Source organism: Photorhabdus sp. RM71S (genome assembly GCF_042879355.1).
GTDB classification, from domain to species: Bacteria; Pseudomonadota; Gammaproteobacteria; order Enterobacterales; family Enterobacteriaceae; genus Photorhabdus; species Photorhabdus kayaii.
On sequence record NZ_JBHFKV010000025.1, the window covers coordinates 25,688 to 37,972 of the forward strand.

Annotated in this window: 10 protein-coding genes and 2 pseudogenes; 10 read left to right on the plus strand and 2 right to left on the minus strand. The window is 43.9% G+C overall.

The features are described from left to right. Positions 1 to 46: 46 nt before the first annotated feature. Entirely contained in the window at positions 47 to 139 is a 93-nt protein-coding gene (locus tag ACGF5R_RS14020; protein ID WP_387691344.1) for a helix-turn-helix domain-containing protein, read from the minus strand. A gap of 175 nt (positions 140 to 314) precedes the next feature. Between ACGF5R_RS14020 and ACGF5R_RS14025 the strand changes: the two are divergent. The 5 genes and pseudogenes from ACGF5R_RS14025 to ACGF5R_RS14045 all read left to right on the plus strand — a co-directional run. Then, a pseudogene (locus tag ACGF5R_RS14025) lies at positions 315 to 908 on the plus strand (helix-turn-helix transcriptional regulator); the annotation flags it as partial. A gap of 715 nt (positions 909 to 1,623) precedes the next feature. Beyond that, positions 1,624 to 1,833, plus strand: coding sequence for a YbfA family protein (locus ACGF5R_RS14030; RefSeq protein WP_112876201.1), 210 nt, complete (start codon positions 1,624 to 1,626; stop codon positions 1,831 to 1,833). 66 nt (positions 1,834 to 1,899) lie between these two features. Beyond that, positions 1,900 to 2,643 (plus strand): type 2 GTP cyclohydrolase I, encoded by a 744-nt coding sequence (locus ACGF5R_RS14035; protein ID WP_162120198.1) that lies wholly within the window; start codon positions 1,900 to 1,902, stop codon positions 2,641 to 2,643. A gap of 55 nt (positions 2,644 to 2,698) precedes the next feature. After that, positions 2,699 to 2,818, plus strand: a pseudogene (locus tag ACGF5R_RS14040) (tail assembly protein); the annotation flags it as partial. Between the two features lie 152 nt (positions 2,819 to 2,970). After that, complete coding sequence (locus ACGF5R_RS14045; RefSeq protein ID WP_112876199.1) at positions 2,971 to 3,369, plus strand: Panacea domain-containing protein; 399 nt, start codon at positions 2,971 to 2,973, stop codon at positions 3,367 to 3,369. Between the two features lie 426 nt (positions 3,370 to 3,795). Here ACGF5R_RS14045 and ACGF5R_RS14050 read toward each other — a convergent pair whose 3' ends face one another. After that, positions 3,796 to 5,079 (minus strand): citrate synthase, encoded by a 1,284-nt coding sequence (locus ACGF5R_RS14050; protein WP_112876198.1) that lies wholly within the window; start codon positions 5,077 to 5,079, stop codon positions 3,796 to 3,798. 869 nt (positions 5,080 to 5,948) lie between these two features. Here ACGF5R_RS14050 and sdhC point away from each other — a divergent pair. The 5 genes from sdhC to sucA all read left to right on the plus strand — a co-directional run bounded on the left by sdhC (position 5,949) and on the right by sucA (position 12,273). Further along, the gene (sdhC, locus tag ACGF5R_RS14055) at positions 5,949 to 6,338 is read left to right on the plus strand and encodes a succinate dehydrogenase cytochrome b556 subunit (RefSeq protein ID WP_112876197.1); all 390 of its coding nucleotides are present in this window, start codon (positions 5,949 to 5,951) and stop codon (positions 6,336 to 6,338) included. Continuing rightward, on the plus strand, positions 6,332 to 6,679 hold the full coding sequence (gene sdhD, locus ACGF5R_RS14060) for a succinate dehydrogenase membrane anchor subunit (protein WP_112876196.1): 348 nt from the start codon (positions 6,332 to 6,334) through the stop codon (positions 6,677 to 6,679). The genes sdhC and sdhD overlap by 7 nt, the downstream gene beginning before the upstream one ends. Then, the gene (sdhA, locus tag ACGF5R_RS14065; RefSeq protein ID WP_112895771.1) at positions 6,680 to 8,446 is read left to right on the plus strand and encodes a succinate dehydrogenase flavoprotein subunit; all 1,767 of its coding nucleotides are present in this window, start codon (positions 6,680 to 6,682) and stop codon (positions 8,444 to 8,446) included. 36 nt (positions 8,447 to 8,482) lie between these two features. Next, positions 8,483 to 9,199, plus strand: a complete 717-nt coding sequence (locus tag ACGF5R_RS14070; RefSeq protein ID WP_036780842.1) for a succinate dehydrogenase iron-sulfur subunit — start codon at positions 8,483 to 8,485, stop codon at positions 9,197 to 9,199. Between the two features lie 266 nt (positions 9,200 to 9,465). Next, the gene (sucA, locus tag ACGF5R_RS14075) at positions 9,466 to 12,273 is read left to right on the plus strand and encodes a 2-oxoglutarate dehydrogenase E1 component (RefSeq protein WP_112876194.1); all 2,808 of its coding nucleotides are present in this window, start codon (positions 9,466 to 9,468) and stop codon (positions 12,271 to 12,273) included. The last annotated feature ends 12 nt before the right edge of the window (positions 12,274 to 12,285 follow it).

Genomic DNA, 12,285 nt, shown 5'->3' on the forward strand with positions numbered 1-12,285 from the left:
TATTTAATCTCTTCTCATTAACTTTTTTCGAGAAGTTTATTTTAATTCATTTAGAATATCTGCTTGGCCATATTTCGAAAGGCTCGCGATTCAAAGCAGTAGCAATGAGCTGTTCACCTTTAGGCCACGGACGATGCAAAGCATTTGATAAAGGGATGATGCAAGCCCTGCTTCTCTTAAACTGGAAATCTGGTATCTTTCTGTTTCGGTCAGTTGTGTATAGGCCATAGTGCATTTTCCTTTGGCGAGAAAGATGCCTACTATAGCAACTGACCGCCCTTCTGAAAAATTGCACTTATTAGTCGAATCTGCCATGCTTTATTTATGGCAATCTGGCACTTAAACATCTTGAAAATCTTCCAGATTCATTTAATTATGAAGGACGGTATGATTATGAGCTTCCTTGGGATGGCGCTGAGTTTGCAAAAGAATTCGTTCTTCATGATCAAAGTGTAATGAAGAGCGAAACAACAGTATGTTCGCTTGAAACACATATGTATGGAAACAATAAATTCTTATCATCTTATATTTGTGAAAAATACCCACTATATAATGATGAAAACGAATGTGTCGGAGTCATTTTCCACGGATGGGAAGCTCAGGATTTCTCATTAACCCGTCTATTTTATGGAAAACTCCCGGCATCTATTATATTTCAACCATCTACTCATTTATTTACCCAACGGGAATGGGATGTCATTTTTCTCTCTTTACATAAATATACCAGTAAACAAATTGGCAGAATATTGAACATTTCTTATCGTACTGTTGAACACTATACGGCACAAATATACAGAAAGGTTGGTGTTAGATCTGCTCAGCAATTGGAGGAATACTGTCGCTTTAACAACTATGATCTTTATGTACCAAAAAAATTTTTACGCTCTGAAAGCAGCATTTTGTTTTGAGTCTCAACGACAGGAAGTGGCCGAACTGAGTTATCGTTATATACCGTATTTATCGGAAAAAGCGGGCATGACTTATTGCGCAACGACCTCATTTACTGCCTATTTTAAGGAAAAAACGGCAGTTTATTTAACGTTGAAAAGCTATCTATGATAATAATGAGATATAAAAATTTGACATATATCTCATAATAAAACAAAACTGTTTAGGTATTTTTTCGCTCAAATATTAATCCATTAATAATAGTGTGTTTTTTGAATTATTTTTAACGACTTTATAGTGTTTAATCATTCGTGTCGCCCAACAGGGCGAAAATCATTGCCTCGGTGATAAAGGCATTAACCGGCTGATATTGTTATCCGTAGACATTTTTTTCAATAGGATTATCTATTGAGTCCAATCCATTCCTTGAGCAAAGTGGAACCGATGATGACAGGAATATGAGTAAGGATTACGAAAAAATTGACTCTTATTGCTATTAATAACATTTTCACTGATTGTTAATTAAATGTTCATTATTTGTTTGTAATATTACACCTTTACTCTATTTTGTGTAATAAAATTACATAAAATAGAAAATATAGCGATAATAACGGCTTAAAAGTGGTCGGATAAGTGGTAAATTTTCATTTCTTGCGATAAAATTTTAAACAATTTACAGATTGATTATTTTTAAGATTCTGCGGAAAAGTGGGATCATTTTAAAGGAGGGCTAATATGTCTTCATATCGTGAATATCCTTGGTATCAGGTTCTCTTACGTCGTATTGGCGTTGTCACTTTCGGTATCCTGTCGTTTCCGGTTATGTTGTTTCGTCGTGATCGCGTCCGTTTTTACAGTTATTTGTATCGTGTATGGGTAAAAACCAGCGATAAGCCCGTATGGTTAAAACAGTCAGAGCAGGTTATGGCAGTCAGAAGTAGCTGACAACTGACAATTGGTGGCAGGTAACGGTATATTATTGCAATACAATCAATACACAGGACGAATATGATGCGTAATATTGAGCTGGAAAATGTGATTAACCGAGAACTGAAAATTGATGAGTTTCAGGATTATGCCCCCAATGGTTTACAAGTTGAAGGGCGTGCTCATATTCAGCGGGTTGTTACGGGTGTTACTGCTTGTCAGGCTTTATTGGATGAAGCGGTTCGTCATCAGGCTGATGCCATTATCGTTCATCATGGCTATTTTTGGAAAAATGAGCCAGCAGTGATCCGTGGTATGAAACGTAATCGCCTGAAAACTCTGCTCTGTAATGATATCAATTTATATGGTTATCATCTGCCCCTTGATGCTCATCCATCACTGGGAAATAACGCGCAATTGGCCCGCCTGATTAATGCGAAAGTTGTCGGGTTGATTGAGCCATTCGTGCCGCATGGGGAATTTGAACAGCCGATAACGCCGGTGGAGTTGGCTGCACGTATCGAACAGGCGCTGGGTCGCCAAGCGTTTTATTTGGGCGATAACGCACCGGCAGAGATTCGTAAGCTTGCTTGGTGTACCGGCGGTGGTCAGAGTTTTATTCAGGCAGCGGCCGAATTCGGTGTTGATGCTTTTATTACCGGTGAAGTGTCAGAGCAGACGGTTCATATCGCCCGCGAAATGGGATTGCATTTTTATGCTGCGGGTCATCATGCCACCGAGCGTTATGGTGTTAAGGCGTTGGGAGAGTGGCTGGCTGGTCATTATGGTCTGGATGTCACTTTTATCGATATTCCAAACCCGGTTTAATCACGTTTTCTTAAAACGGAACTCAACAACCACCGACTAAGGTCGGTGGAAGAATATCAACAAAGATGAACTTGATATGACAAAGGGCACTGAGGATATTCATTTTTTGCCTGTTATTGTTGGTAGTAAGCGTGCTGGATTATTTCAAACAATATTAGGGGCTGCGCTCATTGGGGCTGTGATGTTGCTGGGGTTGCGCATTTAGAGGTACATTATATGTGTAAATTGCCAGTCTGGTATTTCGAAAAAGTCTTGGAGGTTTCTATGTTTTGCGAAGAAAAAGTAGCTCAAATGGCTGCCTAACTGCTGCATGAGTGCGGCGGACGCATGGCATATCTGAAACTTATGAAGTTGCTTTATCTGGCAGATAGAGTATCTATGAATGACTACGGCTACTCTATCACTGGTGATCGAATGGTATCTATGCCTAAAGGGCCAGTTTTATCGCAAACCTTAAATTTAATTACTGGAGATTACGCCAGTGATGAATTTGGATGGGGGGCGTGGATTAAAAGTGAAAAGAATTATGAAATTTCACTCAAACGGAAAAAAGATGTAACAAGGGATGATTTTGAATCTCTTTCTGATGCTGAATTAGGGGTTCTGGATGCCATTTGGGAACAGTTCGGTCATATGAATTGCGGTAATGCCGGGTGGGATTTTAAAGAAAGGAAGTTTACTTATCCCATCCGGGTATACAGATCACTTATATATTATCTGCTGTGATCCAGTTTTTTACCCTAAAAAACTAAGACATGTTTTCTGGCTGTAAATATTAGCTCTTTAAAACCGGACATACTGTATGATCGAACATGTATATTGAATTGTGGCGATCATCCTTTTATTAGAAATTCGAGATTTCTATAAAAAATATTGTAACCCGAATTCTGGATAAAAAGTTGAAGAAGAGCCTGTTCCTAGAGCAAAGTTTTGGTGAACGCCAAAAACCGTTCCGGGGAGGAACAGGCAATGAACAAGTTAGTTTAAATTTTCTGCGGTATCGATGATTTCTGCCAAAAATTTATGCCTCATTTGGCATCAACAGTTAATTAAAAACGGATGACTCAAATATCACCGGCAGGGCTTCCCTCTTCCAATTAAATAAAGCCCTAACTATTAAGTTAGAGCTCTTATCGTAATTGGATTTTATTATTATTTTTCAAGCTGGCTGTCAAAATCACGTTTTGTGTAGCCGGTATAGAGTTGACGTGGGCGAGCGATTTTCACGCCAGCATCATGCATTTCATTCCAGTGAGCGATCCAGCCGATAGTACGGGCAATGGCGAAAATAACAGTGAACATAGTGGATGGAATACCCATTGCTTTCAGGATAATGCCTGAGTAGAAATCCACGTTCGGATACAGTTTCTTCTCAATAAAATAGGGGTCGTGTAGAGCAATACGTTCAAGCTCCATAGCAACTTCCAGCAGGCTATCATTCAGGCCAAGTTCATCTAGCACTTCATGGCAGGTTTCACGCATGACGGTTGCACGAGGATCATAGTTTTTGTAAACACGATGACCAAATCCCATCAGACGAAAAGCATCATTCTTATCTTTGGCACGTTTAATAAATTCCGGAATATGTTCAACCGACTGAATTTCTTCCAGCATACGCAGACAAGCTTCGTTTGCACCGCCATGAGCAGGCCCCCAAAGAGAAGCGATACCTGCGGCAATACAGGCAAATGGGTTGGCACCGGAAGAGCCCGCGGTTCGTACTGTTGAGGTAGACGCGTTTTGTTCATGGTCCGCATGTAGAATAAAGATGCGATCCATAGCACGTTCCAGTACTGGGTTCACTTTATATTCTTCACATGGCGTAGCGAACATCATGTTTAGAAAATTGCCTGCATAGGAGAGATCATTGCGTGGATAAACGAATGGCTGACCAATAGAGTATTTGTAGCACATGGCGGCCACTGTCGGCATTTTTGACAGCAGGCGGTATGCGGTAATGTCACGGTGACGTGGATTGTTCACGTCCAGAGCATCATGATAGAAAGCAGCTAGAGCGCCAGTAACGCCACACAGTACGGCCATAGGATGCGAATCACGGCGGAAACCATTGAACAGGCGATGGATCTGTTCGTGAATCATGGTGTGGCGGGTAATGGTTTTTTTGAATTTATCAAACTGTTCTTGTGTTGGTGTTTCACCATACAGCAGGATATAGCAGACTTCCAGATAAGTGGATTTTGTCGCTAGCTGGTCGATAGGGAAACCACGGTGCAGCAATACACCTTCGTTACCATCAATGTAAGTGATCTTGGATTCGCAAGATGCTGTGGAAGTAAAACCAGGATCGTAGGTATAGAAACCTTGGGAGCCGAGAGTACGAACGTCGATGACTTTAGACCCAAGGGTCGGTGTTAGCACGTCCAATTCAATAGCAACTGAACCATCTGGGGTTAGAGTTGCTTTGTTATCTGCCATTACAGTCTCCTTAGCGCTTTCATTTTTATAACTTTTAACAACCACGGCGGAAAGACACCGTATAGAATTTATCTTAATCAGGCTATTTTATCGACCATTCTTTGTCATCAAGAACGGGCTTGGACGGTGCTCTGACAAAAGCGGTCACTTTTGAATGCACTTTGGTGTGGCCCGCGCCGGTGAGCGATTTGTGAGTGAATCGTCTCTTACAGACTGTGCGCATACTCCGGTTGCTGTGCAATCTGTGTTCCCAATTTATTGACAAAAATGACCTACACCCATGATGCCTGGTGGAATTGGTTCTTATACTGTGTCCCCTGACACTGTACTACCGGGGAAAAGCTGAAATCAGGCCAATATCACATTTAAGGCTGAAATCTCACCCCGGACGACAATGGTTTTTAGGTTGTTAGCGAATTTTTGAGAGTTATGTTTTATGCATTGACTACAAAAATGATTATGATTCGTGTGGACTACACAGTTACATAACTTTAGCTTTTCTTGAGGTCTTTCCTCTTATCAAAAATCAATCTCAAAAGTGTTTTCAACCATATATGTAAGATAAATGTTTAAAGTTTGTCAAACAAGATAATTAATTTTGTGCAATATGTTTGAATCGTGATCTTAATCACTGTTCAGTGGAAATGTAGCTAATCATATTGTGTTGTAATTGTAATAATAATGTGAAGCACATATACTTCCGCCAGGTCTCCGGATTACCCTGCTGTAGGAGCACCCAGCGTAACTAAATCACAACATTTTTTAACATGAAGGATCTATCGTTTGATTAAATGTTGTGTCTTTGTATCCTCTTATCGCTGTCTGATTTCCGCCCAGGTCCGGAGGAAGGAAAATAATAAAAGAGCTGTGTGGGCAAAATTGTGAAAAAACAAAGACCTGTCAACCTTGATTTGCAGACGATACACTTTCCAGTCTCTGCAATAACCTCGATCTTGCACCGTGTCTCCGGCGTCATTACTTTCGTAGCAGTAGGAATTCTCCTCTGGTTGTTAGGAATGTCTCTCTCCTCGCAAGAAGGGTTTCAGCAAGCCGCCGATATTATGACGGGATTTTTCGCTAAGTTTATTGTGTGGGGCATTCTGACCGCACTGGCTTACCATATCTGTGGTGGTGTCCGTCATATGCTGATGGATTTCGGCTACTTGGAAGAAAACTTAGCGGTCGGTAGTCTCTCTGCCAAAGTGGCAATCGGGATTGCTGTTATTCTGTCGATTCTGGCTGGAGTACTGGTATGGTAAGTAACGCATCTGCATTGGGTCGCACGGGTATCCATGATTGGCTATTATTGCGCGCGTCCGCAATGATTATTGTTTTATATGTTCTTTATATGCTGGGCTTTGTCGTCACAACGCCGGATATCACTTATGAAGTTTGGCGGGGTTTCTTCGCCTCATCCATCACTAAAGTCTTCACTGTGCTGGCACTGTTTTCCATTCTGGCTCACGCTTGGATTGGTATGTGGCAAGTACTAACTGACTATGTAAAGCCGTTGGCACTGCGTTTAATGCTGCAATTGGCGATTATTGTTGCACTGATGGCTTACTTGATTTATGGAACAATTGTGGTGTGGGGGGTATAGATGAAGCTGCCAGTAAGAGAGTTTGATGCAGTCGTTATTGGTGCGGGTGGCGCTGGCATGCGCGCTGCACTACAAATTTCACAAATGGGATTATCCTGTGCTTTGATTTCCAAAGTATTCCCAACCCGTTCTCATACTGTATCTGCGCAGGGGGGGATCACCGTTGCGTTGGGTAATTCCCATGACGATAACTGGGAATGGCACATGTATGACACGGTGAAAGGCTCCGACTATATCGGTGATCAGGATGCGATTGAGTACATGTGTAAGACCGGGCCCGAGGCAATTCTGGAACTGGAACACATGGGGTTGCCATTTTCGCGTTTGGATGACGGTCGTATTTATCAACGTCCATTCGGTGGCCAGTCAAAAAACTTTGGTGGTGAACAGGCTGCACGTACCGCTGCTGCGGCAGACCGTACCGGGCATGCCCTGTTGCATACGTTGTATCAGCAAAACTTAAAAAATCACACCACTATTTTTTCTGAATGGTATTCGTTGGATCTGGTTAAAAATCAGGATGGCACTATTGTTGGTTGTACTGCTGTCTGTATTGAAACTGGTGAAGTGGTTTATTTTAAAGCGAAGGCAACTATTCTGGCAACGGGGGGGGCAGGTCGTATTTATCAATCAACAACTAACGCCCACATTAATACTGGTGATGGTGTCGGTATGGCATTGCGTGCGGGTGTACCTGTACAGGATATGGAAATGTGGCAATTCCACCCAACCGGTATTGCCGGGGCAGGTGTTCTGGTAACAGAAGGCTGCCGTGGTGAAGGTGGTTATTTGCTGAATAAAGATGGCGAGCGCTTTATGGAGCGTTACGCGCCAAATGCTAAAGATCTGGCTGGTCGTGATGTAGTAGCACGTTCCATTATGATCGAAATCCGCGAAGGCCGTGGTTGTGATGGTCCTTGGGGGCCGCATGCCAAGCTGAAACTGGATCATTTAGGCAAAGAGGTGCTGGAATCTCGTCTGCCGGGCATTCTTGAGTTATCCCGTACTTTCGCCCACGTTGATCCAGTAAAAGAACCTATTCCGGTGATTCCAACTTGCCACTATATGATGGGAGGAATCCCCACTAAAGTGACTGGTCAGGCACTGACTATTAACGAGAAAGGCGAAGATGTGGTTATTCCGGGCCTGTTTGCTGTCGGTGAAATTGCCTGTGTATCGGTTCATGGCGCAAACCGTTTGGGGGGTAACTCGCTGTTGGACTTAGTGGTGTTTGGCCGTTCTGCTGGTTTGCACCTGAAAGAATCGTTGATGGAGCAGGGGACTAGCCGTGAAGCCAGCGAATCGGATATTGAAATATCCTTGCAACGTCTGAACCGTTGGAATAGTACCCGTACGGGTGAAGATCCGGTTAAAATTCGTAAAGATTTGCAAGCGTGTATGCAGAACAACTTCTCGGTATTCCGTGAAGGTGATGCAATGGCGAAAGGGCTGGAAGAACTTAAAGTTATCCGTGAACGCCTGAAGAGTGCGCGTTTGGACGATACTTCCTTAGAGTTCAATACTCAGAGAATTGAGTGTCTGGAGCTTGATAACCTGATGGAAACAGCACTTTCCACTGCTGTTGCTGCTAATTTCCGCACTGAGAGCCGCGGTGCTCACAGCCGTTTCGACTATCCGGATCGTGATGATGCGAACTGGTTATGCCATACTCTCTATCTGCCGCAAACTGAGACCATGACTCGTCGTGATGTCAACATGCAGCCAAAACTGCGTGAAGCATTTCCGCCGAAAGCGCGTACTTACTAATGAGTTGCTGATAATCCAGTTGCGGAGGAATAGATTATGAAACTTGAATTTTCGATTTATCGTTACAACCCGGATGTTGACAGCGCTCCTCGTATGCAGGATTACACGCTGGAAGCAGAAGAAGGGCGTGACATGATGTTGCTGGATGCGTTGATCCAGCTTAAAGAGCAGGACCCAACACTCTCTTTCCGTCGTTCTTGCCGTGAAGGTGTTTGTGGTTCTGACGGCCTCAACATGAACGGTAAAAATGGTCTGGCCTGTATTACGCCTGTTTCGGCTTTACGGCGTGGTAGCAAGAAAATTGTTATCCGTCCGTTGCCAGGCTTGCCGGTTATTCGTGACCTGGTTGTAGATATGGGGCAATTCTATGCGCAATATGAGAAGATTCGCCCATATTTGCTAAATGACGGCAAAAACCCGCCGGCACGTGAACATTTACAATCGCCTGCACAAAGGGAAAAACTCGATGGTCTGTACGAGTGTATTCTGTGTGCTTGTTGTTCAACTTCTTGTCCGTCATTCTGGTGGAATCCTGATAAATTTATCGGACCTGCGGGCTTACTGGCAGCATATCGCTTCCTGATTGACAGCCGTGATACTGAAACGGCTTCACGATTAGACAAGCTGAATGATGCTTTCAGTGTTTTCCGTTGCCATAGCATCATGAATTGTGTCAGTGTGTGCCCCAAGGGGTTGAATCCAACAAAAGCTATTGGCCATATTAAGTCTATGTTGCTGAAACATAGTGCATAATAGGTCTGCCCTCCGCGAGATTTTCTCTGTGGAGGGCACAAAGAATTGAAGAATAATGAGTTGCCAACTGCTAATGATGACAAAAGCTTGAAGTGAGGAACCTTTAAAAACAGCCTAACCGTTTTTAAAGGTTCCTTGAAGGGTTCTGAAACCCAAAAGAGAACATGCATAAAGCACGTCCAAATGAACCTTTTATCGATACCGTATTTAAACGGTAATAGTTAACCACGGCGAAAACTAAAGCTTTTAAAGCTTAAGGGATCACAATGCAGAACGGCGCAATGAAGGACTGGCTGGATTCAAGCTTCCTGGCTGGTTCAAACCAGTCTTACGTAGAGCAGATCTATGAAGACTATATAACCGATCCAAACTCCGTTGATGCAAGTTGGAGAGAGATTTTCCAACAATTGCCGAATGCGGGACTCAGCGGTGAACAACTCCACTCGCAGACGCGTGATTACTTCCGCCGTCTTGCGAAAGATACTACGCGTTATCATTCCTCTGTCAGCGATCCGGCAATGGATGCAAAACAAGTTAAAGTTTTGCAGCTCATCAATGCATTCCGCTTCCGCGGTCATCAAAATGCGAACCTTGACCCGTTGGGATTATGGAAACAGGATAGTGTTCCTGATTTAGATCCTGCTTTCCATAATCTGACGGAAGCTGATTTTGCAGAGACATTTAACGTAGGTTCTTTTGCTATCGGTAAAGAGACGATGAAATTGGCTGATTTGTATGAAGCACTGAAACGCACTTATTGCGGTTCTATTGGTGCTGAATACATGCATATCACCAATACGGAAGAAAAACGTTGGATTCAGCAGCGTCTGGAATCTGTTACTGTCAATTCTCAGTTTAGCGTAGAGGAAAAGCAGCGTTTTCTGGCGGAACTGACGGCAGCCGAAGGTTTGGAGCGTTATCTGGGAGCGAAGTTTCCGGGAGCGAAACGTTTCTCTCTTGAGGGTGGTGATGCGCTTATCCCGATGTTGAAGGATCTTATCCGTCATGCGGGTAAACATGACACACGAGAAGTCGTACTAGGAATGGCTCACCGTGGTCGCCTCAACGTCTTGGTTAATATCTTAGGTAAAAAACCGGCAGATCTGTTTGATGAGTTTGCCGGTAAGCATAAAGAGCATCTTGGTACCGGTGACGTGAAATATCATCAAGGTTTCTCGTCTGATTTTGCTACTGAGGGTGCTAAGGTTCATTTGGCGTTAGCATTTAACCCATCTCACCTTGAGATTGTCAGCCCTGTGGTTATTGGTTCAGTACGTGCCCGCCGTGACCGTCTGGATGAAGGCCGCAGTAATATGGTATTGCCAATCACTATCCACGGTGATGCTGCTGTTACCGGCCAGGGAGTGGTGCAGGAAACCCTGAACATGTCTCAAGCTCGTGGTTATGAAGTGGGGGGTACAATTCGTATCATCATCAATAACCAGATCGGTTTCACAACGTCTAACCCGAAAGATGCCCGTTCAACACAATACTGTACTGATATTATCAAAATGGTACAGGCGCCGATTTTCCATGTTAATGCAGATGATCCAGAAGCGGTGGCATTTGTTACCCGTTTGGCGTTGGATTTCCGTAATACCTTCAAATGCGATGTGATGATCGATCTGGTCTGCTATCGCCGTCATGGTCATAACGAAGCTGATGAGCCAAGTGCCACTCAGCCAATGATGTATCAGAAAATTAAGAAACACCCAACGCCACGTAAAATCTATGGTGACAAGCTGGTGGCGGAAAAGCTGATATCAGTCGATGATGTGACTGAGATGGTTAACCTGTATCGTGATGCGCTCGACCGTGGTGATTGCGTCGTTGATGAATGGCGCTCAATGGGGCTGCATTCATTTACTTGGGAACCTTATCTTAATCACGAATGGGATGAAGAGTACCTGCATAAAGTTGATGTTAAGCGTTTGCAAGATCTGGGCAGACGCATCAGTTCTGTCCCGGAAGAAGTGACAATGCACTCCCGTGTAGCGAAAATTTATAACGACCGTGCAGAGATGGCGAACGGTGATAAATTGTTCGATTGGGGTGCCGCAGAAACATTGGCCTATGCCACTTTGGTGGATGAAGGGGTTCCGGTACGTTTGTCTGGTGAAGATGCCGGCCGTGGTACTTTCTTCCATCGTCATGCAGTTATCCATAATCAGGCTAACGGTTCTGTTTATGTTCCTCTGGCGAACGTTCATAACGGTCAGGGAGCATTTAATGTTTGGGATTCTGTTCTGTCTGAAGAGGCGGTGTTGGCGTTTGAGTATGGTTATGCAACAACAGAACCTCGTGCTCTGACAATCTGGGAAGCTCAATTTGGTGATTTTGCCAACGGTGCACAGGTTGTTATTGACCAATTCATCAGCTCTGGTGAGCAAAAATGGGGCCGTATGTGCGGTCTGGTGATGTTGTTGCCGCATGGTTATGAAGGGCAGGGGCCTGAACACTCATCAGCCCGTTTGGAGCGTTATCTTCAACTATGCGCAGAACAGAACATGCAGGTTTGTGTACCATCAACGCCAGCTCAGGTCTACCACATGCTTCGCCGTCAGGCTTTGCGCGGTATGCGTCGTCCGTTGATCGTTATGTCGCCAAAATCGCTGTTGCGTCATCCATTAGCCGTTTCCAGCCTGGATGAACTGGCTAATGGTAAATTCCAGACGGTTATTGGTGAAATTGATGAGTTTGATCCGAAAGGTGTTAAACGGGTTGTACTCTGCTCAGGTAAAGTCTACTACGACCTGTTAGAGCAACGCCGTAAAAATGAACAAACTGATGTCGCTATTGTGCGTATTGAGCAACTATATCCGTTCCCTCATCAGGATGTTCAGTCAACACTGGAACAGTATGCTCATGTACATGATTTTGTCTGGTGCCAGGAAGAGCCATTAAATCAGGGGGCCTGGTATTGCAGTCAGCACAACTTCCGTGAAGTGATCCCGTTCGGGGCTTCTTTACGTTATGCAGGTCGTCCTGCGTCTGCTTCCCCGGCAGTTGGATATACGTCAGTTCACCAGCAACAACAACAAGAGCTGGTTAATGACGCACTGAACGTTGAATAAATAAAGGATATA

Excerpts from the sequence above, each read along its gene's own strand:
- sucA (WP_112876194.1), top strand. The coding sequence starts at position 9,466 with ATGCAGAACGGCGCAATGAAGGACTGGCTGGATTCAAGCTTCCTGGCT.
- ACGF5R_RS14050 (WP_112876198.1), bottom strand. The coding sequence starts at position 5,079 with ATGGCAGATAACAAAGCAACTCTAACCCCAGATGGTTCAGTTGCTATT.
- sdhA (WP_112895771.1), top strand. The coding sequence starts at position 6,680 with ATGAAGCTGCCAGTAAGAGAGTTTGATGCAGTCGTTATTGGTGCGGGT.
- sdhD (WP_112876196.1), top strand. The coding sequence starts at position 6,332 with ATGGTAAGTAACGCATCTGCATTGGGTCGCACGGGTATCCATGATTGG.
- ACGF5R_RS14045 (WP_112876199.1), top strand. The coding sequence starts at position 2,971 with ATGGCATATCTGAAACTTATGAAGTTGCTTTATCTGGCAGATAGAGTA.
- ACGF5R_RS14030 (WP_112876201.1), top strand. The coding sequence starts at position 1,624 with ATGTCTTCATATCGTGAATATCCTTGGTATCAGGTTCTCTTACGTCGT.
- ACGF5R_RS14035 (WP_162120198.1), top strand. The coding sequence starts at position 1,900 with ATGCGTAATATTGAGCTGGAAAATGTGATTAACCGAGAACTGAAAATT.
- ACGF5R_RS14070 (WP_036780842.1), top strand. The coding sequence starts at position 8,483 with ATGAAACTTGAATTTTCGATTTATCGTTACAACCCGGATGTTGACAGC.